The organism is Cellulomonas chitinilytica, assembly GCF_016862675.1.
Lineage (GTDB): Bacteria > Actinomycetota > Actinomycetes > Actinomycetales > Cellulomonadaceae > Cellulomonas > Cellulomonas chitinilytica.
The window spans coordinates 147,271-169,264 of record NZ_BONK01000011.1; the positions used below are offsets into that span (position 1 = coordinate 147,271).

The 21,994-nt window shown below is 71.6% G+C and carries 25 protein-coding genes and 1 pseudogene; 17 read left to right on the plus strand and 9 right to left on the minus strand.

The features are described from left to right. Nucleotides 1-4: 4 nt before the first annotated feature. The 7 genes from Cch01nite_RS15985 to Cch01nite_RS16015 form a co-directional block, all read right to left on the minus strand. Nucleotides 5-1,021, minus strand: a complete 1,017-nt coding sequence (locus tag Cch01nite_RS15985; protein ID WP_203757229.1) for a site-specific integrase — start codon at nt 1,019-1,021, stop codon at nt 5-7. A 152-nt stretch (nt 1,022-1,173) separates the two neighbouring features. Beyond that, nucleotides 1,174-1,479, minus strand: coding sequence for a hypothetical protein (locus tag Cch01nite_RS15990; RefSeq protein WP_203757231.1), 306 nt, complete (start codon nt 1,477-1,479; stop codon nt 1,174-1,176). Beyond that, on the minus strand, nt 1,476-1,673 hold the full coding sequence (locus tag Cch01nite_RS15995) for a hypothetical protein (protein ID WP_203757233.1): 198 nt from the start codon (nt 1,671-1,673) through the stop codon (nt 1,476-1,478). Before Cch01nite_RS15995 ends, Cch01nite_RS15990 begins: the two co-directional genes overlap by 4 nt. Then, entirely contained in the window at nt 1,670-1,975 is a 306-nt protein-coding gene (locus Cch01nite_RS16000) for a hypothetical protein (RefSeq protein WP_203757235.1), read from the minus strand. Before Cch01nite_RS16000 ends, Cch01nite_RS15995 begins: the two co-directional genes overlap by 4 nt. Nucleotides 1,976-2,332: 357 nt before the next feature. Continuing rightward, complete coding sequence (locus Cch01nite_RS16005; protein WP_203757236.1) at nt 2,333-2,722, minus strand: hypothetical protein; 390 nt, start codon at nt 2,720-2,722, stop codon at nt 2,333-2,335. 213 nt (nt 2,723-2,935) lie between these two features. Next, nucleotides 2,936-3,559, minus strand: coding sequence for a hypothetical protein (locus tag Cch01nite_RS16010; RefSeq protein ID WP_203757237.1), 624 nt, complete (start codon nt 3,557-3,559; stop codon nt 2,936-2,938). 466 nt (nt 3,560-4,025) lie between these two features. Beyond that, nucleotides 4,026-4,472, minus strand: coding sequence for a hypothetical protein (locus tag Cch01nite_RS16015; protein WP_203757238.1), 447 nt, complete (start codon nt 4,470-4,472; stop codon nt 4,026-4,028). A 342-nt stretch (nt 4,473-4,814) separates the two neighbouring features. Here Cch01nite_RS16015 and Cch01nite_RS22945 point away from each other — a divergent pair, with 342 nt between their 5' ends. Next, complete coding sequence (locus Cch01nite_RS22945) at nt 4,815-4,940, plus strand: hypothetical protein (protein WP_275407220.1); 126 nt, start codon at nt 4,815-4,817, stop codon at nt 4,938-4,940. Here the strand turns inward: Cch01nite_RS22945 and Cch01nite_RS16020 are convergent. After that, nucleotides 4,937-6,259 (minus strand): recombinase family protein, encoded by a 1,323-nt coding sequence (locus Cch01nite_RS16020; protein WP_239070761.1) that lies wholly within the window; start codon nt 6,257-6,259, stop codon nt 4,937-4,939. The genes Cch01nite_RS22945 and Cch01nite_RS16020 overlap by 4 nt on opposite strands. Before the next feature lie 24 nt (nt 6,260-6,283). On the opposite strand from Cch01nite_RS16020, the pseudogene Cch01nite_RS16025 reads away from it, so the two are divergent. From Cch01nite_RS16025 to smpB, 16 genes and pseudogenes are all read left to right on the plus strand, one after another. Next, nucleotides 6,284-7,252: pseudogene (locus Cch01nite_RS16025) on the plus strand (TadA family conjugal transfer-associated ATPase); the annotation flags it as partial. Between the two features lie 7 nt (nt 7,253-7,259). Beyond that, nucleotides 7,260-8,120, plus strand: a complete 861-nt coding sequence (locus tag Cch01nite_RS16030; protein ID WP_203757241.1) for a type II secretion system F family protein — start codon at nt 7,260-7,262, stop codon at nt 8,118-8,120. Next, entirely contained in the window at nt 8,117-9,049 is a 933-nt protein-coding gene (locus tag Cch01nite_RS16035) for a type II secretion system F family protein (RefSeq protein ID WP_203757247.1), read from the plus strand. The genes Cch01nite_RS16030 and Cch01nite_RS16035 overlap by 4 nt, the downstream gene beginning before the upstream one ends. Nucleotides 9,050-9,196: 147 nt before the next feature. Continuing rightward, nucleotides 9,197-9,379, plus strand: a complete 183-nt coding sequence (locus tag Cch01nite_RS16040) for a hypothetical protein (protein ID WP_203757347.1) — start codon at nt 9,197-9,199, stop codon at nt 9,377-9,379. A gap of 41 nt (nt 9,380-9,420) precedes the next feature. Further along, a complete protein-coding gene (locus Cch01nite_RS16045) occupies nt 9,421-9,753 on the plus strand; it encodes a pilus assembly protein (protein WP_239070766.1) in 333 nt (110 codons plus the stop codon). Beyond that, nucleotides 9,750-10,232, plus strand: a complete 483-nt coding sequence (locus Cch01nite_RS16050; RefSeq protein ID WP_203757249.1) for a pilus assembly protein — start codon at nt 9,750-9,752, stop codon at nt 10,230-10,232. The genes Cch01nite_RS16045 and Cch01nite_RS16050 overlap by 4 nt, the downstream gene beginning before the upstream one ends. Continuing rightward, the gene (locus tag Cch01nite_RS16055) at nt 10,229-10,696 is read left to right on the plus strand and encodes a pilus assembly protein TadG-related protein (protein ID WP_239070769.1); all 468 of its coding nucleotides are present in this window, start codon (nt 10,229-10,231) and stop codon (nt 10,694-10,696) included. The genes Cch01nite_RS16050 and Cch01nite_RS16055 overlap by 4 nt, the downstream gene beginning before the upstream one ends. A gap of 69 nt (nt 10,697-10,765) precedes the next feature. After that, a complete protein-coding gene (gene prfB, locus Cch01nite_RS16060) occupies nt 10,766-11,881 on the plus strand; it encodes a peptide chain release factor 2 (RefSeq protein WP_203757251.1) in 1,116 nt (371 codons plus the stop codon). Nucleotides 11,882-12,314: 433 nt separating this feature from the next. Next, nucleotides 12,315-13,433 (plus strand): sugar ABC transporter substrate-binding protein, encoded by a 1,119-nt coding sequence (locus Cch01nite_RS16065; protein WP_203757252.1) that lies wholly within the window; start codon nt 12,315-12,317, stop codon nt 13,431-13,433. 287 nt (nt 13,434-13,720) lie between these two features. Then, the gene (locus Cch01nite_RS16070; protein ID WP_203757254.1) at nt 13,721-14,575 is read left to right on the plus strand and encodes an ATP-binding cassette domain-containing protein; all 855 of its coding nucleotides are present in this window, start codon (nt 13,721-13,723) and stop codon (nt 14,573-14,575) included. Next, nucleotides 14,572-15,858 carry a sugar ABC transporter permease gene (locus Cch01nite_RS16075; RefSeq protein WP_203757256.1) on the plus strand — a complete coding sequence of 429 codons (1,287 nt, stop codon included), beginning with the start codon at nt 14,572-14,574 and terminating at the stop codon, nt 15,856-15,858. Before Cch01nite_RS16070 ends, Cch01nite_RS16075 begins: the two co-directional genes overlap by 4 nt. 57 nt (nt 15,859-15,915) lie before the next feature. Next, a complete protein-coding gene (locus tag Cch01nite_RS16080; protein WP_203757258.1) occupies nt 15,916-17,187 on the plus strand; it encodes an ROK family transcriptional regulator in 1,272 nt (423 codons plus the stop codon). A 178-nt stretch (nt 17,188-17,365) separates the two neighbouring features. Further along, entirely contained in the window at nt 17,366-18,055 is a 690-nt protein-coding gene (gene ftsE / locus Cch01nite_RS16085) for a cell division ATP-binding protein FtsE (protein WP_203757260.1), read from the plus strand. After that, entirely contained in the window at nt 18,055-18,969 is a 915-nt protein-coding gene (ftsX, locus tag Cch01nite_RS16090; protein ID WP_203757262.1) for a permease-like cell division protein FtsX, read from the plus strand. The genes ftsE and ftsX overlap by 1 nt, the downstream gene beginning before the upstream one ends. A 1-nt stretch (nt 18,970) precedes the next feature. Further along, entirely contained in the window at nt 18,971-20,269 is a 1,299-nt protein-coding gene (locus Cch01nite_RS16095) for a M23 family metallopeptidase (RefSeq protein WP_203757264.1), read from the plus strand. Between the two features lie 132 nt (nt 20,270-20,401). Beyond that, complete coding sequence (gene smpB / locus Cch01nite_RS16100; protein WP_203757271.1) at nt 20,402-20,872, plus strand: SsrA-binding protein SmpB; 471 nt, start codon at nt 20,402-20,404, stop codon at nt 20,870-20,872. A gap of 55 nt (nt 20,873-20,927) precedes the next feature. On the opposite strand, the gene Cch01nite_RS16105 is transcribed toward smpB, so the two are convergent. Continuing rightward, the gene (locus Cch01nite_RS16105; protein WP_203757273.1) at nt 20,928-21,992 is read right to left on the minus strand and encodes an ATP-dependent DNA ligase; all 1,065 of its coding nucleotides are present in this window, start codon (nt 21,990-21,992) and stop codon (nt 20,928-20,930) included. Nucleotides 21,993-21,994 lie beyond the last annotated feature (2 nt).

Here is a 21,994-nt window from a genome sequence, read left to right on the forward strand (position 1 = left end):
GGGCCTACAGGCCGATCATGCGGACCGGGGAGTCCTCGAGCGCGTCGCGGCCTCGGGCGTACCGGGCGGTCGTGCTGACGGACTTGTGCCGGGCGACACGCTGCGCCTGCGGCAGGGACGCGCCGGCCTCGATCATCGCGGTGATGAGCCCGGCCCGCAGAGAGTGCGCGGTCAGGGACAGGGACGACAGGCCGGCGGCGTCGGCACGGCGGATCAGGACGTCCCCGACGGCGTGCCCGCTCATCGGGGTGCACGGGCGCAGGTTGCCGCCCTTGTTGATCGGAGCGAACACGGCGCAGTCGGGCCGGTCGAGCGCGTCTGCCGCGACGAGCCAGCGGTGCAGCGCCTCGACGGGGTCACTCGCAGCATAAGCACCGCGCACGACACCGACGACCTGACCGGCGCCCTCCTGGTCACCCTTGGAGACGCGGATCGTGACGAGCAGGTCCCCGCCCTTCCACTCGAGGTCGCGGACCATGAGCGCGCCCAGCTCGGAGCGACGCATCCCGGTCGCGAACCCGAGCAGGATCAGGGCCCGGTCCCGCAGCCCGACCAGCTCGGAGGTGTCGATCGCGGCGACGATGCGGTGCACGTCCTCGACCGTCACGGCATGAGCAGGCTTGGTCGCGGCGGTCCCTCGGGGGCCGCGTCGCAGACCCTTGCGGGTCTCGACGACGAGCGGGTCCGTCGTCGGGTCCGGCAGCCGGGTCCGCTGGTGGTGGTAGGAGATCGACGCGAGCACCTGCCCGACCCCGGACGCGCTCATGCCGGTGTGAGCACGCGCGGCGATGTACCGGGCGACGGTGTCCGGGTCGGCCGGCAGCGACGCCCGGTCGCGGTCCTCGCACCACGCGACGAACCCGCGCCAGTACGACGCGTACGTGCGCAGCGTCCCCGGCGAGCGCGACGCCATGAGCGCGGCGCCGACGAGCTGCGCGTCCGCGACGTCCTGGTCAGCCGGCATGAGCACGGCGTCGGGCGTGGGCACGATCTCGGAGCTGGTGACGTTCTCGGGCGTCATGGTGGTCATCCTCCCAGGGGTCAAGGGTGTGAGCGTGTGAGCACGGCGGTATGAGCGCGGTGGTATGAGCACGGGCGGGCCGGGGGGCGGTGATGACGACGACCGACCGACGACGCCCCGACGAGGCGGCCCGCCGGAGCGGGCCGCCGGCGTCACTGCGCGGCGTACGTGTCGTAGAAGTCGGGCCAGTCGTCGCGGATGTCCTGCGCCCAGGTCCGCACGACCGCCGCGACCAGGCGCCGACGCTCCGCCGGGGAGGAGGTCGGTGGTATGAGCGCGCGGCCGGCGGCGTAGTCCCAGACGTTGACGACCTCGACCGCGCGGCCCGGGCGACCGAACGAGAGATCGACGTACGGGCCGCCGGTGTAGGTCGCGTGCACCTCACCCTCAGGCAGCGGGACGACCACGACGTGCCCGAGGCACGTCGGGCACGCGCACCCGCACTCGGGCCCGCTCACCGGTCACCACCGTGGTCCGGCAGGCGCCAGCACTCGGGCACGTCCGGCACGGTCGTGTCGCACACGACGTCGCCCGGACCCACGTAGGACCACACCTCACGCTCACCGCGCGCGTGCCCGACGGTCAGGCCCGCCACGGCAGCGCCGGACACCAGGGCCACGGTCACGGCCGCGCCGATCGCCCGGCGGATCACCAGGCACCGCCCAGCAGACCCGCACCAAGCTCGGAGGCGAACCGGTCGAGGCCCAGCCGCGCGCGCTGCGCGTCGAGGCGTAGCCCGCACTCGCACCACGTCGAGTCGTCGTCATCGGGCACGGCCGGGTGCTCGACGTCGCCGCACTCGCACATGAACGTCTCAGGGGTCATCGCGTTGCACTCCGCCCACTGGCGCAGTGCGTCGGCCGGGCGCATGTCACGCGCGGCAGGGGACAGCGAACCGGCATCGATCAGTGCGCGGATCGCGAGGCTCATGGCCCGCTCATCGGTCATCGTCATAGCCTCAGAATAGCCCACGCAAAGAGGAACTTGCGTAGGCAACGGATCGGTTCACCCGACCGGCGTTAGCCCGCCTAAAGCCTGTGACCCACGTCACACACCGCCCGATCCGCCCGACTCGCCCGACACCCCCCACCCCACCCGATTCGCCCGAATCGGCCCACACCCAACGCTCACCGCCGTTGCGTGTTGGGGGAGTAGGCGAGGGATCCTCGAGGGGTTGACCCGGCCCACCGGGCGGCCCACCGGCACCACCACCACCATCCGGGGCGTCGTGGCGGCCCCGTCACCGGGCAACCCCCGAACCCCTCCGGGACCACCAGAAGAGGGGCCCCACCCCGCTAAGCCCCGAGCGTGTCAGAAGAGGGTTTGGATGACGGGGGTGCCGGTGGTGGGCCGGCTGTGCGGTGGGGGTGTGTGGCGCTGTGCGGCGCGGCGGGCGAGGCGGCGCTCGAGGACGTCGTGGGCGGCGTGGCAGGCGGGGCAGCGGGGTCGGTAGGCGTCGGTGTCGAGGACGTACCGGTACCCGCCGGGTGTCGTCAGGGTGCGGGGGTCGTCGAGGGGGACGTCGAGGGACCAGTGCCGGGCGGGCCGGCCGCAGTCGACGCACGCGTGCTCGCGGGCGGATCCGAGCTGCACGCCGAGACGGTCGTGCCAGGCGTCGTAGGAGGTGACGTCGCGGACGTACCGGTGCGCCCCGCATGTCATCGCCAGGCCCTCGAGGAGCCGACCGGCGGGGACGGTCACGGTCTCCCCGCAGTCGCAGACGCATTCCCACCGGGCCCGTGTCCCGTGACCGTCGGGGCGGTGCAGGGACGTCGCCCGGCGGACGACGGTCAACTCTCCGAACCGTCGCCGGCGAAGGTCCCGCACGGGCCGGCCCATACCCCCTAAGGGTATATCCCTGTACCTACCAACTACATGGTCGACGATCGTCTCGACGAGGCGCCGCTGCGGGACTCACACGGTCGCGGCGGGTGTCACGACACCGGGATCACCCTCGTCCTCCTCGTCCGGCGGTCGCAGGCCCAGCTCTGCCTGCACGGCCGTCACGAGGGCGGACAACGCCTTGTTGAGGTCCTCCTGGACCCGGCGCTGGAGAGCTTCCATCTGCGGCGCGTGCAGGAACTGCACACCGTCGAGCGCCTCGCCGGCGCCCTTGCCGATCACCTGCGCGGCTTCGACGAGCGACGAGGGCGCGTACAGGTAGGCGGCGGACTCCGCGCTGGTCAGGACGGCGCCGTGGGCGTTGAACGCGGTCTGCGCCACTTCGATGTCCGCGGGGTACCCCTGGTTGTCCCGGCGGAACGCCATGATCACGTCGTTGGTCAACAGGATGTGCCGGGTCGCCTCGTCGATGAGCCGCAGCAGTACCTGCACCTTCTCGTTGCGCGTCGCGACCGCATGCGCCTCGTCGACGACGTTCTTGTGCCGCAGGACCTCGGTCTCGGTGATCGTCTGCGCGTTCTTGTTCGACGACCACACGACACCGGCGAGCGCGACCAGCGCCACCACCAGCGAGCCGAAGAACGGCAACCACGTCGCCGTCCAGGGGGCCGAAGCCTGCTCCGCCGCGAGGATCATGCTCGGACCCTAGGGCTCGCGCGCGGTCTGGACTCGAGTACGCGCCGACCCCGCGGGCATGGGACCCCCGTAACCGGGGAACCGACCCATCGTGGCGACCATGTCCGCTGGCTCGGTGGTGGGGGCGTACTTCCCCCACCACCGAGATAGCGGAGCACCCGCCACGACCACGGTGACGGGCGGGTCAAGGGGGGCCGCAGGCCCTCGCGCAGCGACGCCGCAGGCGCCCTTGACGCGCCGCGCGGAGCGGGGCACCGCCCAGGGGGCGAGGGGGCGGGGCGCCCCCACTACTCCTCAGTCCTCCTCTGTCTGTCCTACTAGGCCCCTACGTGACGTGGGGCCTTAGCCCCTACGTCACATGGGGGCTGAGCCCCTACGTGACGTAGGGGCTGAGATGCCGAGTAGCCCCTACGTCACGTAGGGGCTACTCGATCGACGCGGGTGTCGCTCGATGTCCTCGGGGGTGTTACGACCGGGGGTCGAGGTGCAGCTCGTACTCCGCGCGCCGGCCGTTGTGGGCGTCGACGATGACGGTCATCGCTCGGTGCTCCCGCAGCTCGCGCATGACGGCCTCGACGATCTTGAATGCGCGTTGTCGCGCTCGACGTGCCTCGGTCGCAGCCGAGGTCATGTCAGACCTGAGCGGCTCGGGAGGCAATGGGCGACCGAGGATCTCCGCGATGCCCTCGCGACCGCCGAAGTAGCGGCACGCCAGCTTGCCGGCAGGTGCCTTGCCGGGGTCGTACGCGGTCACCGCCATGCCGAGGAGAGCGCGCATCGCGCGGTGCTCGAGCGTTGCGTGGAGTTCGAGGGCCGCCTTGACGTTGGACGCGCCCACTACCGACTCCGCGGCGCGTCGTCGCGCCCGCCTGTCGGCGTCGTTGCGTATCGTGTGGGCCAGGCCACCGCTCACCGCCCGAATCGGTGTCGTGGTCGAGAGGTCCCGGGTTCGCTGCCTGGGACCTCTCGCGTTGTCGGGGCCCACCTTCTCGCGGCCGACACGCTCTCTGAGGCATTTCGTGGCGTGTCGGGCGTGTCATTCGAGGCCAGCGGGACTTCATTTACCTGACACGACACAGGATCCGTTGTCGCAGGTCACACGCACACGTCTAGACGATCAGGTATGGGTTCAGTGGCGACCGAAAGTGTCGTCGGGGCACTGGTCAGGCATTTTGCACACGTGGCTTGTTCTGGAATTGATCCTGGCGTTTGATAATTTGCTTGATGAATGGGTCGCTGGTGCACAGTTCGGCCCATGACGTTGTCGGATGCGGCGCGCGCGGCTGCGCGACAGTGCGGGCAGGACGCCCCGCCGCTGTCCCCGGAGCAGGTGGTGCGCCTCGGTGTGCTGCTGGCCGGCGCGACGTCCGAGCGCGGCTAGCGCCAGACGATCTGGACGGTCTCCGGGCGGAACGTGCGGGCACCGCGCCCGGGCGACGTGACGGTGATCGTCTCGACGGTTGCGGTGATCACGGCGCGGCGCCGGTCGAGGCTCAGCCCCTCCCACGCGGCCCGGACGTCCCCGGTCAACGCGTGCAGCACGCTCCCGGCGTGTGACGTCGCGAGCTTGGTCTCGAGCTGGCCCTGCCGGGACCGGAGCGCCTCCGTCGCGGTCGTGAGCTGCGTCAGCGTGACCCTGTCGGCCGCGTACGCGGCTGCGAGGTCGTCGAGACGGTCCCGAACGGTCTGTAGCTCGCGGACCGCGTCGGCGTCGATGCCCGCGACGGGCAGGTCGACACGCTCGAGACGGGACAGGACGGCCTCGGTGACGTACTCGTCGATCGCCTCCGCCGCGCGGGACAGGTGACGGGTCGACCAGCACACGTAGGTGCGGATGCCCTTCCCGCTGCGGCCGGTCGTCATCGACGCACCGCACACGCCGCATGTGAGCAGGCTCGGCAGCAGGTACTTGCGCCGTCCGTCGCTCGCGACGTTGCGCCGGCGGGCCGGGTCGGACAGGAGCGCCGTCATTGCGACGTGCGTCGCCTCCTCGACGATCGCCGGCCACGTCCCGCGAGCGACGACCTCTCCGTCGTACACCGACAGGCCCGCGTACACCGGGTTGCGCAGCACCGAGCGGATCGTGGTGGACGCCCACGGGTTGCCGAACGTCGTCGTGAGCCCGGCCGTGTTCCATGTCCGCGCGAGGTGCGACAGGGACCCTCCGGCGAGGATGGCGGCGAACCCTTCCGCGACCGCGGCGGCCTCCTCAGGGATCAGCTCGAGCCCGTTCTGCGTGTACCCGAACGTGCGCTGCCCGCCACCGCTGCGCAGTCCCATGAGGCGGCGCTGGCGGTTGGCCGCACGCTGCCGCTGCGCCTTGTGTTCAGTCTCATGGGTCGACCAGGCCGCCACGGTGCGGGCGACGGCCCGGCCCGTCGGCGTCGCCAGGTCGAGGGTGCCGGCCTGCACCGAGTGCACGACCATCTCGGTCGCCAGGACCCGCTCGAGGTCGCGGGAGACGCGCAGCAGGCGGTCCTGGTGCCAGACGACGACCTCCGTGGGCCGGTCCGCCAGCAGCGCCTCGAACCCGGGCCGGCGAACCCCTGTCGTCGCGGACAGGTCGTTGTCGGAGTAGACGAGGTCGACGACCTTGCCGTGGTCCGCGGCCCACGCGCGGATCTCGGACTCCTGGCGCTCGACACCGAGCGCCTGACCGGTTGGGTCCGACGAGATCCGCACATAGGCCGCTGTCACCACGTGTGCAGTATCGCATCCTGTGCCGACGCCCCGACCCAGGTGTTCGTGGCGCGCCGAGGCGAGGCGGAGCTGACCACGACGATGCTGACCGACGGGCAGGTGCGCGACCTCGTCGAGCAGATGCTCAAGGTCTCGGGGCGGCGGCTCGACCTGTCGAGCCCGTTCGTCGACGCGTCGCTCCCCGGCGGGGAGCGGCTGCACGCCGTCATCCCCGACGTCACGCGACGCCACTGGAGCGTCAACATCCGCAAGTACGTCGTGCGGGCGACCACGCTCGACGACCTCGTCGCCCTCGGGTCGCTCCCGCCGCACGCCGCGGCCTTCCTGCACGCCGCCGTGCGGGCCGGGCTCAACGTGCTCGTGTCCGGGTCGACGCAGGCGGGCAAGACGACGATGCTCAACGCGCTGTGCGGCGCGATCCCGCCCCGGGAACGGGTGATCTCGTGCGAGGAGGTCTTCGAGCTGCGGCTGAGCGCCCGGGACTGGGTCGCGATGCAGTGCCGGCAGCCGAGCCTGGAGGGGACCGGGGAGATCCCGTTGCGCCGCCTGGTCAAGGAGGCGCTGCGCATGCGCCCGAGCCGGCTGCTCGTCGGCGAGGTGCGCGAGGCGGAGGCGCTCGACCTGCTCATCGCGCTCAACGCCGGGGTCCCCGCGATGTGCACCATCCACGCGAACTCCGCCCGGGAGGCGCTCACGAAGCTCTGCACCCTCCCGCTGCTCGCGGGTGAGAACGTGTCCGACCGGTTCGTGGTGCCGACGGTCGCGTCCGCGGTCGACCTCGTGGTGCACCTCGGCGTCGAGGTGGACGGCCGCCGTCAGGTGCGCGAGATCGTGGCCGTCCCCGGGCGGGTGGAGCAGGGGGTCGTGGAGACGGCGGACGTGTTCACCACCCGTGCGGGGCATCTCGTGCGGGCTGAGGGGTACCCGCCGCACCCGGAGCGGTTCGCCCGCACCGGCACCGACCTGGCCGCGCTCCTGCGCGGGCGGGGCTGAGGGCGTCGTGGGGGTCGTCGTCGGCCTGCTGCTCGGTGCGGGCCTCGCGTGCGTCTGGTGGTCCTGGTGGGCGCCCGTCGAGCGCCCGGCGACGGCGCGGCCGGGGTGGAGCGCCCGGACCCGCGACGCGCTCGTCCAGGCCGGGATGGACGGGGTGACCCCGGGTGGGCTCCTCCTGACCAGCATCGGGCTCGGCCTCGTGGCGCTGCTCGTCGGTCTCGTGCTCACCCGGGTCCCGTCCATCGCGCTGTGCTTCGGGGTCTTCGCCGGGCTCGCACCCTCGGCACTGGTGCGGGGTCGGGCGCGACGCCGACGAGCGCGCCTGCGGCAGCTCTGGCCCGAGGTCGTCGACCATCTCGCGTCGGGAATCCGTGCGGGACTGTCCCTGCCCGAGGCCGTCGCCCAGATCGCCGAGCGGGGCCCCGTCGAGCTGCGCGACCCGTTCCTCGCGTTCGCCGAGGACTACCGGGCGACGGGACGGTTCGGGGAGTGCCTCGACGCCCTCAAGGTGCGGCTCGCCGACCCCGTCGCCGACCGCATCGTCGAGGCCCTGCGCCTCACGCGCGACGTGGGCGGCACCGACCTGGGGCGGCTGCTGCGCACGCTGTCGACGTTCCTGCGCGACGACCTGCGCACGCGGGGCGAGCTCGAGGCGCGGCAGAGCTGGACGGTGTACGCCGCCCGGCTGGCCGTCGCGGCACCGTGGATCGTGCTCGCGCTGCTGTCCACCAGGCCGGAGGCGGCGCGGGCGTACGACACCCCGACAGGTCTGGCCGTCCTCCTCGCGGGCGGCGCGTGCACGGTCGTCGCGTACGTCCTCATGCTGCGCATCGCGCGGCTGCCCGAGGACCCGAGGGTGCTGCGGTGAGCCCGACGGCGCAGGGCGCACTCGTCGGCCTGCTCGGCGGCGTCGGGATCCTGCTCGTCGTCGCGCGGCTGCGTGCACGCAGGATCGGGCTCGACCAGCGCCTCGCACCGTACCTGCGGCCGAGGAGCACCGGGTCGCGACTGCTGCGAGCCCCCGCCGCGCACACCGCCCTGCCGACCGTCGAGCGGCTGATCGCCCCCGTGATGGCGGACGCCGTGCGGTTCGTCGCGCGGTTCGGGTCGACGACGTCCGACCTGCGACGGCGGCTGTCCCGGGCGGGCCGTCCCGACACCGTCGAGCAGTTCCGTGCGGGCCAGGTCGTGTGGGGCGTCGTCGGGCTCGCCGCCGGCCTGGGGGTCGCGCTCGCGGTGGTGTCCGTCCGGCAGACGTCGCCCGTGGCGCTGGTCGTGCTCGTCGTGCTGTCCGGCATCACCGGCGTGCTGGGCCGTGACTGGCTCCTGACCCGTGAGGTGTCGCGGCGTGAGGCGCGGATGCTCGCGGAGATGCCGACCGTCGCCGAGCTCCTCGCGCTGGCCGTCGGTGCGGGGGAGGGGGCCGTCGGCGCGCTCGAGAGGGTCGTCCGCAGCACCCGCGGCGAGCTGACCGGCGAGCTCGCCCGGACGCTCGCCGACGCGCGTGCGGGCGCGCCGCTCACCGTCGCCCTCGACGGCCTTGCGGACCGCACCGGCCTGGCCGCCCTCGCGCGCTTCGCCGAGGGCGTCGCCGTCGCGGTCGAGCGGGGCACGCCCCTCGCGGAGGTGCTCCGGGCGCAGGCCCAGGACGTCCGCGAGGAGGGCCGGCGCGCGCTCATGGAGTCGGGCGGCCGCAAGGAGGTCCTGATGATGGTGCCGGTGGTGTTCCTCATCCTGCCGATCACCGTCGTCTTCGCCGTGTTCCCGAGCCTCGTCGTGCTGAGGGTCGGTCTGTGAGACGTGCAGCCGCTCCGGCACCGACGACGCGTGCGGGTACCGGGAGGCGGCGTGCGAACGACAACGAAGGAGACACCGATGACCGACGCCAGGACGACAGGCCCGCGCGCGCCCCTCGGGGTGCGCGCGACCCGGTGGAGCCGTGCCGTGGCGGCCCGGTGCCACCGCCGGTGGACCGCGCAGGTCGGGCCGGCCGACCGCGGCGACGTCCCCGGCTGGGTCCTCGTCACGTTGATGACGGCGGGGCTGGTGACGGCGCTCTGGATGATCGCGGGCCCCGCGCTCGGTGGTGTGTTCGAGGACGCGATCTCGAGCGTCACCGGTCCCTGATCGGCGGGGACGAGGGTTCCGCGATCGTCGACTTCGCGCTCGTGGGAGCGCTCGTGACGGTGCTGTTCGCTGCCGTGCTGCAGCTCGCGGTCGTCCAGCACGTGCGGAACACCCTGGTCGACTGTGCAGCCGAGGGTGCCCGGTACGCGGCCCTCTCCGGTCACGTGCCGTCCGACGGGGAGGCACGCACCCGGGCCCTGATCGAGCAGGCACTCTCGGCGACGTACGCGCGTGACGTGACCGCGGTCCGGACGACGGTGGACGGGGTGGACGTCGTGGACGTGAGGGTGACGAGCCCGCTGCCCGTCGTCGGACTCGTCGGTCCCGGTGGTCAGCTCACCGTGCACGGCCACGCGCTCGAGGAGAACCCGTGACCCGGTGGCGTCGGACGTGGAGCCGGTTCCTCGCCCGCGTCCGGGCGCGGGACGGGGAGGCCGGCAACGCGGTCCTCGAGTTCCTCGGCGCGTCGCTCGTCCTGCTCGTGCCGATCGTCTACCTGGTGCTCGTGCTCGGCCGCGTCCAGGCGGCGACGTTCGCCGCCGAAGGAGCGGCGCGGGAGGCGGCTCGGACGTACGTGACCGCGGACTCGTCGGCCGTCGGCACACGGCAGGCGGTGTCGTCCGTCAGGATCGCGTTGCGCGACCAGGCGTTCGACGACGACCCGGCGCAGGCGCTCACCCTGAGCTGTTCGACGACGCCGTGCCTCGTACCCGGGGGGCGGGTGGAGGCCCACGTCGAGATCCGGGTGCCCCTGCCGTTCGTGCCGGCGTTCGTCCGAGGTGCCGTGCCGCTCGAGGTGCCGGTGAGCGCCGAGCGGGTCGCTGCGGTCGACGAGTTCCGGAGCGCCCGATGAGGTGGTGGCGCGAACGTGTCGCTGCGAGCCGGCGCGACGACGGCCAGATCATGCTCCTGACCATCGGTTTCGTGGCCGTTGCGCTCCTGCTCGTCACCGTCGTCGTGTCGGCGACGGCCGTGCACCTCGAGCGCAAGCGCCTCCTCGCCCTCGCGGACCTCGTCGCCCTCGAGTCCGCGGACGCGCTCGCGGAGCAGGGGTACTTCCCGGACCGGGGTGACGGCGGTGGGCTGCCGCTCTCGGACGCGAGCGTCCGAGCAGCTGTCGAGGACTACCTGCGCGACAACCCGGGCGCCGCCGACGGGCTGCACGGGCTGACCGTCCTGTCGGCGACGACGCCCGACGGGCGCTCGGCCGAGGTCCGGCTCGGTGCCACCGCCAGGCCGGTGCTGCTGAGCTGGGTGCTCGCGCCCTGGTCGGACGGCATCGCCCTCGAGGCGGAGTCGGTCGCCCGCGCGTCCTGAGCGTGCGCGGTCGGCGGTGTCGCTCCGCGCGCGCCGACAGGGTGACGATCACCGGTAGCCTGGACAGTTGTGGCCACCACCGACTTTCCTTCCGAGATCCGCAGCCTGCGCTCCACGCTGGAGTCCATCCAGGCCGTGAGCGACCCGACGGCGCTGAAGGCGAAGATCGCCGAGCTCTCGGAGCAGGCGTCGGCGCCGGACCTGTGGGACGACCCCGAGGCGGCCCAGAAGGTCACGAGCGCGCTGTCCTCGACGCAGTCGGAGCTCGAGCGCGTCTCGAAGCTCGGAGGGCGCATCGACGACCTCGAGACGCTCGTCGAGCTCTCGGTCGAGATGGAGGACGAGGACGCGCTGGCCGAGGCTGAGCACGACCTGATCGCGATCCGGAAGGACCTCGGCGAGCTCGAGGTCCGCACGCTGCTGTCGGGGGAGTACGACCAGCGCGAGGCGGTCGTCACGATCCGTTCCGGCGCGGGTGGTGTGGACGCCGCCGACTTCGCCGAGATGCTCCTGCGGATGTACCTGCGCTGGGCCGAGCGCCACGGCTACCCCACGGCGGTGCTCGACACGAGCTACGCCGAGGAGGCGGGCCTGAAGTCGGCGACGTTCGAGGTCAAGGTGCCGTACGCGTTCGGGAACCTGTCCGTCGAGGCCGGGACGCACCGGCTCGTGCGGATCTCGCCGTTCGACAACCAGGGTCGGCGGCAGACGAGTTTCGCGGCCGTCGAGGTGATCCCGCTCATCGAGTCGAACGACTCGGTCGACATCCCGGAGTCGGAGATCAAGGTCGACGTGTTCCGCTCGTCCGGTCCGGGTGGGCAGTCCGTCAACACGACGGACTCCGCGGTCCGCATGACGCACATCCCGACCGGCATCGTCGTCTCGATGCAGAACGAGAAGTCGCAGATCCAGAACCGCGCCGCGGCGCTCCGGGTGCTGCAGTCCCGGCTGCTCCTGGTCCGCAAGGCGGAGGAGGACGCGAAGAAGAAGGCGCTCGCGGGCGACGTGAAGGCGAGCTGGGGCGACCAGATGCGGTCGTACGTCCTGCAGCCGTACCAGATGGTCAAGGACCTGCGGACGGAGCACGAGGTCGGGAACCCGAGCGCGGTGTTCGACGGGGACATCGACGACTTCATCGAGGCCGGGATCCGCTGGCGCAAGTCGCAGGAGCTCGACGCCTCCTGAGGCCGCACGACGACGAGCCGCGGGCCGAGCCCGCTCACGGACGACCTCGACGCCCCCGACGCGACCGCGCCGGGGGCGTCGCGCGTCTGTGCCGGGCGCGGGTGCACGAGACGAGGCGGACGCGCGTCCTGGTCAGCGGTCCGGTGACCTGGACGGACGTCCGTCGACGAGTGCCGGACGGGTGCGTCAGGACCCGTGCGAGGGGGCCACCGCGGCGGCGCAGGGATATGTTGCCTGCCGCAACATGAGAGCCGGATGAGCGAACCGGACAACTCGTTCGAGTGGCGGAAAGGTCACAGTTTGACCACGGAACACCCGAAACTGCTTGTGACCTGGGGCACTCGCTCATATGTTGTGGCACGCAACATATGTCCGAGCGCCCAGCGCCGGGTGGAGACGAGCGCAATGGGGCGTCGTCACGAGAGGGAGACCGATGCGACGAAGCATGTTCCTGGGGACGGCGGCCGTGATGGCCACCGGGCTGCTGCTGGCCGGCTGTTCGAGCGGCAACGACAACGCGGGGAGCGACGACACCGCGAGCAGCGGTAGCGGCGACAAGCCGTCGGTGGGCGTGATCCTGCCTGACACGAAGTCCTCCGCCCGCTGGGAGACGGCCGACGCGCCTCTCCTCAAGGCAGCGTTCGAGGCGGCCGGCGTGGACGCCGACATCCAGAACGCCCAGGGCGACAAGACGCAGTTCCAGACGATCGCGGACCAGATGCTCACCAACGGCGTCGACGTCCTCGTGATCGTCAACCTCGACTCCGGGTCCGGCAAGGCCGTCCTCCAGAAGGCCAAGGACCAGGGTGTCCCGACGATCGACTACGACCGACTGACCCTCGGCGGCGGCGCGGACTTCTACGTGTCGTTCGACAACACGGAGGTCGGCCGCCTGCAGGGTGCCGGGCTGCAGAAGTGCCTGGACGAGAAGGGCAAGACGCAGGCGAAGATCGCGTACCTCAACGGTTCCCCGACCGACAACAACGCGACCCTGTTCAACGCCGGTGCCGTCGAGGCCCTCAAGCCGAAGATGGACTCGGGCGACTACACGAAGGTCGCCGACGACGCGGTCCCGGACTGGGACAACAAGCAGGCGCAGACGATCTTCGAGCAGCAGTGGACGACCACCGGTGGCCAGATCGACGGCGTGCTCGCCGCGAACGACGGCCTCGCCAACTCGGTGATCAACGTCCTCAAGAAGAACGGCGTCAACGGCACGATCCCCGTGACCGGTCAGGACGCGACCGACCAGGGCCTGCAGAACATCCTCGCGGGCGACCAGTGCATGACGGTCTACAAGGCGATCAAGAAGGAGGCCGACGCGGCCGCCGGACTGGCCGTCGCGCTCGCCAAGGGTGAGGACGCCTCCAGCCAGGCGACCGGCACCGTGGAGGACACCGAGACGGGCAAGGAGGTCAAGGCCGTGCTGCTCAAGCCGGAGGCGATCTACTTCGACAACGTCAAGGACGTCATCGCGGACGGCTTCACCACCAAGGAGAAGGTCTGCACCGCGGAGCTCGCCGCCAAGTGCACGGAGGCCGGCATCTCCTGAGCACGGACCCGTCGGTGGTCGCCCCGCACCGGGCGGCCACCGACGGGAGCACCCGGCCGGTCCGTTCACCGCGGACCGGCCGGGCGCGCGTCGCTCGGCGCGTCTCCCGGTGCGACCGGGGACGCAGGGCGTGGCGCGCGCAGGCCGCAGGAGCACCGGACGACGGACCGCGGCCACGCACACCGGGCGAGCCCCCGACCGCGACGGAGCGGACGACGACGGCTCGACCCCCCAGGCAGCGGTGACCCCGACGATCAGGGGAACCGCAGGACACGACGAGGTGGACGATGAGAACCCCAGCGCAAGGCGCACCCGACCTGGCCCCGCCGCCGAGCCTCGAGGTCCGCGGCGGGCGGAAGAACTTCGGCGCGGTGCACGCCCTGCGGGGCGTGGACCTGGTCGCGCGGGCCGGTGAGGTCACCGCCCTGGTCGGCGACAACGGTGCCGGCAAGTCGACGCTCATCAAGTGCATCGCGGGCATCTACCCGTTCGACGCCGGTGAGGTGTTCTTCCAGGGCGAGCCCGCCCACATCTCCGACCCGGCGAAGGCCAGCGACATGGGCATCGAGGTCGTGTACCAGGACCTCGCCCTGTGCGACAACCTCGACATCGTCCACAACATGTTCCTCGGCCGGGAGCTCAAGAAGGGCATCCGGCTCGACGAGGCGAAGATGGAGACGCGGGCGGCCGAGGTCCTCGCGAGCCTGTCGGTGCGGACCGTGCGGTCCATCCGGCAGCACGTCGCGAGCCTGTCCGGCGGTCAGCGCCAGACGGTCGCGATCGCCCGCGCCGTGCTGTGGAACAGCAAGGTCGTCATCCTCGACGAGCCCACGGCCGCCCTCGGCGTCGCGCAGACGGAGCAGGTGCTGCAGCTCGTGCGCCGGCTCGCCGATGCCGGGCTCGCCGTCGTGCTCGTCTCGCACAACATGAACGACGTATTCGAGGTCGCCGACGTCATCAACGTCCTCTACCTCGGGCAGACCGCCGCGCAGGTCCGCACGGCCGAGAGCTCGCGGGCCGAGGTCATCGAGCTCATCACGAGCGGCTCGTCCTCGAACGCCCCGGCCGTGCCGGTCGCCGCGGCGAGCGCCCCGGTCGCCGACGCACCCACCACCGACGCGAACGGGAGCACCCTCGCATGAGCACGCCGACCCTCTCCTCGTCGGACAAGCCGGCCCAGTCGCTGTCGCACCTCGCCGGCAACGTCGAGCAGCCGACGTTCTCCGAGGCCGTCCAGGGCTACATCAGCAAGGTGCGCGGCGGCGACATGGGGTCGCTGCCCGCGATCGCCGCGCTCGCCGTGCTCGGCCTCGTGTTCTTCGCGCTGCGGCCCGAGAAGTTCATCACCAACGTCAACGTCGCGAACCTGTTCCAGCAGGGCGCGGTCGTGATGCTGATGGCGATGGGGCTCGTGTTCGTCCTGCTCCTGGGCGAGATCGACCTGTCGGCCGGCTTCACGTCGGGTGTCTGTGGCACGGTCCTCGCGCTCACCCTCACCAGGTACGGGTGGCCGTGGTACCTGGCCGTCATCGCCGCGCTCGTCACCGGCGCGGTGATCGGCATCATGCTCGGGTTGCTGGTCGCGAAGGTCGGCATCCCGTCGTTCGTCGCGACCTTGGCGGCGTTCCTCGCCTTCCAAGGCGTGGTGCTGCTGATGATCGGCAACGGCGGCAACATCTCGATCACCGACAAGGTGATCCTGTCGCTCGAGAACAACAACGTGCCGCCGCTGCTCGGCTGGGTCCTCGCCGTCGTGGGCGTCGGTGCGTACGCGTTCAGCGGGCTGTGGAACTGGAGCCAGCGCCGCAAGCGTGGGCTGCTGGCGCAGCCGATCCAGCTCGTGGTCCTCAAGATCGTCGTGCTCGCGATCGTCGTGTTCGTCGCCGTCTACGAGCTCAACATGGAGCGCGGGCCGCGACCCGACCTCAAGTCGATCAAGGGCGTCCCGATCGTCGTGCCGTTCATCATCGTCATCGCGCTGCTGCTCGGCTTCGTGCTCACCCGGACCGCGTTCGGCCGGCACATCTACGCGGTCGGCGGCAACGCCGAGGCGACACGCCGGGCGGGCATCCGGGTGTCGTGGGTGCGGATCTCGTGCTTCATGATCTGCTCGACGATGGCGGCGACGGCCGGCATCTTCGCGGTGTCCCGCGCCAACTCGGTCGACCCGAACCAGGGCGGCTCGAACGTGCTGCTGTACGCGGTCGGTGCGGCCGTCATCGGTGGCACGTCGCTGTTCGGCGGCAAGGGCCGCATCATCGACGCCATCATCGGTGGTCTCGTGATCGCGGTCATCGACAACGGCATGGGCCTGCTCGGATACTCGGCTGGCATCAAGTACGTGGTCACGGGCATCGTGCTCGCCGCCGCCGCCGCGGTCGACGCACTCTCGCGCCGCCGGGCACGGGCGACAGGACGGGGCTAGCGCACGGAGCTGGCGAGCTGAAGGGGGCAGGCGGTGCGGCTCGGTGCAGGTCCTGTCGTGCGGCGCGCGGACGCGTCCGCGCAGGACGAGGTGCGTCGGCAGAACCTGTCGGCGGTGCTCCGTCTGCTGCACTTCCACGGCCCGGCGTCCCGGTCGGACATCGTCGCCTCCACCGGTTTCAACAGGTCGACCGTCGGGTCGCTCACGTCGGAGCTCGTCAAGACGGGCCTCGTGCGGGAGCGGCCCGGCGTCGTCCGGGGCAAGGGGCGGCCGTCGAACGTCGTCGAGCCGGTGAGCACGAGCGTGCACGTGCTGGCGTTCGACGTCACGCAGTCCGGGGTCGGCGCGGCGCGTGTCGGCCTGGGCGGGTACATGCTTCAGGTCCGCCGGCGGCTGCACCAGACGACGCCGATGGACGTGCCGGGCGTCGTCGAGCTCATCGCGACGCTCGCCCGGGAGATGGACAGCCGGGCGACGCCCGGGTCGGTGTGCCTGGGGATCGTGGTCTCGATCCCGGGCAGCGTGCGGCAGCCGGACGGGCTCGTGCGGCGCTCGCCTCCGCTCGGGTGGCACGAGGTGCCGCTCGCCGACCTCCTGCGGGTCGCCACCGAGCACCGGTTCCCGGTCGCCGTCGGCAACGACGGCGACCTCGGCGTCGTCGCGGAGTACCTGCGCGGGTCGGCGCGCGGCCAGCAGGACGTGCTGTACGTGCGCGGCGAGGCCGGTGTCGGCGGTGGCGTGGTCGTCGACGGCGAGCTGCTCAAGGGGGCCGGCGGGTACGCCGGCGAGGTCGGGCACATCGTCGTGAAGCCGGGCGGCCGGGTCTGCTCGTGCGGGGCGCGCGGCTGCTGGGAGGCGGAGATCGGCGACGCGGCGATCATCCGCTCGGTCGGTCGCGACCCGCGGGAGGCCGAGATCGACGACGTGCTGTCGGACGTCGCGGTCGGCAACCGCCGGGCCGTCGCGGGTGTGCGCAAGACGGGGGAGTGGGTCGGCATCGGGCTCGCGAGCCTCGTCAACCTGTTCAACCCGCGGGTGGTCGTGCTCGGCGGCACGCTCGGTGCCCTCTACCCGACCATGGAGCCGACGCTCGCGGAGGCGTTCGCCCGCGCGCTCGGACCGATCCGGGAGCAGGCGCTCCTGGTGCGCTCGGAGCTCGGGTCCGACGCGCAGCTCATCGGCGCGGCCGAGGTCGCGTTCGCGGATGTCCTGGAGGACCCGCTCGGGACGCTCGAGGCCCGTCGGACAGGTGGCGACGAGGCGGACGAGGACGTCGCCGACGTGCCGATGCCCCGTTCCGCTGGCACGCAGCGCAGCGCTTCCCGCTGAGCGTTCCGCTCCGGGCGTCGCCGCGCTGACCTGGGCAAATACGGACGAACAGGATCGGTGCCCGTTCTCACAGGCAACGGACGGCGTGTCACGCGGGGGTGGGGCACCTCACGTTGCCTAGTCTCGACGAGGCCAGCAGCAGTTCCCCGCCTGTCCCCGAACACTGGCCCCCGATGTCGTGATCCGATTCGAGAACGTCACCAAGGTCTACGCGCGCGGCGCCCGACCAGCGCTGGACCGCGTGTCCCTGGACGTCGAACGGGGCGAGTTCGTCTTCCTCGTCGGGGCCTCGGGCTCGGGCAAGTCCACGTTCCTGCGGCTCGTGCTGCGCGAGGAGCGGGCGTCCGCGGGGCGCGTCTTCGTCGCCGGCAAGGAGCTCGGCAACCTCTCGTCGTGGAAGGTCCCGCACCTGCGCCGCCAGATCGGTGCCGTGTTCCAGGACTTCCGGCTGCTGCCCAACAAGACGGTGTTCGAGAACGTCGCGTTCGCGCTGCAGGTCATCGGCAAGCCCCGCCACCACATCCTCACCACCGTGCCCGAGACGCTCGAGATGGTCGGCCTGGCCGGCAAGGAGAAGCGCCGCCCGCACGAGCTGTCCGGCGGTGAGCAGCAGCGCGTCGCCATCGCGCGCGCGTTCGTCAACCGCCCGAGCATCCTGCTCTGCGACGAGCCCACGGGAAACCTCGACCCGACGACCTCCCTGGGGATCATGCGCCTGCTCGACCGCATCAACCGCACCGGCACCACCGTGGTCATGGCGACGCACGACGACGAGATCGTCGACCAGATGCGCAAGCGCGTCATCGAGCTGTCGACCGGCGAGATGGTCCGCGACCAGTCGCGTGGCGTCTACGGGTCGGACCGCTGATGCGTCTCCAGTTCATCCTCTCCGAGATCGGCCAGGGGCTCCGCCGCAACCTGTCGATGACGATCTCCGTCATCCTCGTCACCTTCGTGTCGCTGACGTTCGTCGGCTCCGCGGCGCTGCTGCAGCTGCAGATCGGCAAGATGAAGGACGACTGGTACGACAAGGTCGAGGTCTCCGTCTTCCTGTGCCCGCAGAACTCGTCGAAGCCGACGTGCGCCGCCGGCGAGGTGACCGACGAGCAGAAGGCCGACATCCAGGCCGCGCTCGACGCCCCCGAGATCAAGCCGTGGGTCGAGAAGGTCTACTTCGAGACCAAGGAGCAGGCGTTCGAGGCGTTCCAGAAGCAGTTCAAGGACCAGTTCTGGGCGTCGGCGGCCACCGCCGACGACATGAACTCCTCGTACCGCATCAAGCTCACCGACCCCGAGAAGTACCAGGTCGTCGCGGACGTCGTGTCCGGCCGGCAAGGCGTCGAGGAGGTGCAGGACCAGCGCAAGCTGTTCGACAACCTGTTCCTCGTGCTCGACCGGGCCACGCTGCTCGCCGGTGGCCTCGCGATCGTCATGCTCGTCGCCGCGGTGCTGCTCATCACCACGACCATCCGGCTGTCCGCGCTGTCGCGTCGCCGCGAGACGGGCATCATGCGGCTCGTCGGCGCGTCGACGATGTTCATCCAGCTGCCGTTCATGCTCGAGGGCGCGATCGCCGCGACCGTCGGAGCGCTGCTCGCCGTCGGCGGCCTGTGGGTCGGCGTCGAGTACCTCGTGACCGACTGGCTCGGCGCGTCCGTCACCTGGATCCCGTACGTCAGCACGGCCGACGTCCTCACGGTGGCCCCCGCGCTGATCGCCGTCGCGATCCTGCTCTCCGCCATCTCGTCGCTCGTCACCCTCAGCCGCTACACGAAGGTGTGATGTGACCCGCCACCTGCGACTCACCGCCGTCGTCTCCGCGATCGCCCTCCTGCTGGGCATCGGGCTCGCGACCCCGGCGGGCGCCGACGCGATCGACGACAAGCGCAAGGCCGCCGAGCAGAAGAAGGCCGCGAACGCGAAGGCGCGCGACGACGCCGAGGACGCCATGGAAGGCCTCGACGCGAGCCTCCAGACCGTCATCGCCGCGCTCCAGGACCTGGAGGCCCAGATCCCCGCCGCCCAGGCCACCCTCGACGCCGCGAACGCGTCGCTCGAGAAGGCGCAGCGGGAGGCCGCGATCATCGCCGCCCGCCTGCAGGACGCGACCGAGCAGCAGACCACGATCACCACCACGATCGACCAGGACGCGCAGAAGGCCGCCGCCCTGCGCGGCGCCATCGGCCAGATGGCCCGCGAGGCGTACCGCAGCGGCGGGGAGGTGTCGGGCGTCGGCATGATCCTCGACGCCGACAGCACCGAGGACTTCGTGCAGCGCTACGGGCTCATGTCGACCGCGCTGCGCACCCAGGCGCAGGTGCTCGACGCGCTCAAGGCCACCGAGGCGAAGAACAAGAACGCGCAGGCCCGGCTCGTCGCCGTGCAGGAGCGGGTCACCGAGCTCAAGGCCGCCGCCGACCAGAAGGTCGTCGAGGCCGACGCCGCCCGCGCCGCCGCGGCAGCCGCCCGTCAGACGCTCGACGACCTGCTCGCGCAGCAGGTGGCCCAGCAGCAGAACCTCGAGGCGCAGAAGGCCGCCATCGCCGCGCAGCTCGCCGCGATCGACGCCGAGGCCGCCCAGGTGCAGGCCGAGCTGCAGGCCGCGATCGCCGAGCAGAAGGCCCGCGACGCCGCCGCCGGGGTGTCCCAGGGGCCCGCCGGCCCGATCGGCAACGGGCTGTTCGGTAACCCGACGGCCACCAACCCCATCTACGTGACGTCCGAGTACGGCATGCGGTTCCACCCGATCCTGCACTACTGGCGCCTGCACGCCGGGATCGACCTGCGCGACCACTGCGGGCAGCCGGTGTACGCCGGACGTGCCGGAACCGTGCAGTGGGCGAAGGCCCGGACGGGGTTCGGGAACCAGGTCATGATCGACCACGGGTACGTGAACGGGAACGCCCTGTCGTCGTCGTACAACCACCTGACGAGCTTCGCCGTGGGCGCCGGGCAGCACGTGAACGCCGGCCAGCTCGTCGGGTACGCCGGGAACACCGGCACGTCCGCCGCGTGCCACCTGCACTTCGAGGTGTACGTCAACGGCGCCACCGCCAACCCGCGGCCGCTGCTGGGGCTCTGACCTCTCCCGCCACGTCACGCCGGTCCGTGCGGATCGGCAATCCGGTGGACGTCGCGGGTACGCTCGTCCGGCGGTGCGCGGACGTGCGCGGCGTGATCGCAGCAGGACGACGCAAGGACGGAGGCCGCGGCAGTGGCCAAGGAGATGGGGCGCAAGGTCGTCGCCTCGAACCGCAAGGCGCGGCACGACTACACCATCGAGGACGTGCTCGAGGCGGGCATGGTCCTGTCCGGCACCGAGGTGAAGGCACTCCGGCTCGGCCGCGCGTCCCTCGTCGACGGCTGGTGCGAGATCGAGGGCGACGAGATGTGGTTGCACGGCGTCCACATCCCCGAGTACTCGCAGGGCACCTGGACCAACCACGCGCCCCGCCGCAAGCGCAAGCTGCTGCTGCACCGCGAGGAGATCGACCGGCTCGCGTCGAAGACCCGCGAGAAGGGGCACACCATCGTGCCGCTGCAGCTGTACTTCCTCGACGGTCGGGCGAAGGTCGAGATCGCGCTCGCCCGGGGCAAGAAGGACTGGGACAAGCGGCAGGCCCTGCGGGAACGGCAGGACAACCTCGAGGCCCAGCGGGCCATGCGGGAGAAGCGGGACCTCTGACCGCGCACGTGCCCGGGTGGACGACGGCGGGCTGGGCCGGGTCGCCGCCGAGCGGTCAGTGCCTGCCGAGGATCTCCGCCAGGTCGAACTTCACCGGCTCGTCGAGCTGCTCGTACGTGCACGACCGAGGGTCCCGGTCCGTGCGCCACCGGCGGAACTGGGCGGTGTGCCGGAACCGGTCACCCTCCATGTGGTCGTACGCCACCTCGACGACGAGCTCCGGCCGCAGCGGGACGAACGACAGGTCCTTCTTCGCGTTCCACCGGCTCACCGCACCCGGCATCCGGCTCTCCGCGTGCGCAGCCTGGTCGGCCCACTGCCCCCACGGGTGCTCCGCGAGGTCGACGTCACGGTACGGCGCGAGCTCGTCGAGCAGGCTCTTGCGTCGCGCCATCGGGAACGACGCGGCGACACCGACGTGCTGCAGGTGCCCGTCGTCCGCCCAGATGCCCAGCAGCAACGAACCCACGACATCCCCGGTCTTGTGCCAGCGGAAACCCGCCACCACGCAGTCAGCGGTGCGCTCGTGCTTGATCTTGAACATCGTCCGCTTGTCCGGCTGATAGGTGCCGTCCAGCGGCTTCGCGACGACGCCGTCGAGCCCCGCACCCTCGAACCGCGTGAACCAGTCCTGAGCCTCGGCCAGATCGGCCGTGGCCGGCGTGACGTGGATGGGTGCGCTCGCGCTCGCGAGCGCCTCGACGAGACGGGCACGGCGCTCGACGAACGGGTGCTGCGTGAGGTCCTCGTCGCCGACCGCCAGCAGGTCGAACGCCACGAACGACGCCGGCGTCTCCTGCGAGAGCTTGCGGACCCGGCTCTCCGCCGGGTGGATGCGCTGCTGGAGGGCGTCGAAGTCCAGGCGGTCGCCCGTGACCAGGATGATCTCGCCGTCGATCACGCACCGTTCCGGGGTGTTCGCCTTGATGGCCTCGACCACCTCCGGGAAGTACCGGGTCATCGGCCGCTCGTTGCGGCTGCCCAGCTCGACCTCGTCGCCGTCCCGGAACACGATCGTGCGGAACCCGTCCCACTTCGGCTCCACGTGGCCGACGTCAGGGATCTGCGGGACCGACTTCGCGAGCATCGGAGCGACCGGCGGCATCACAGGAAGCTGCATGT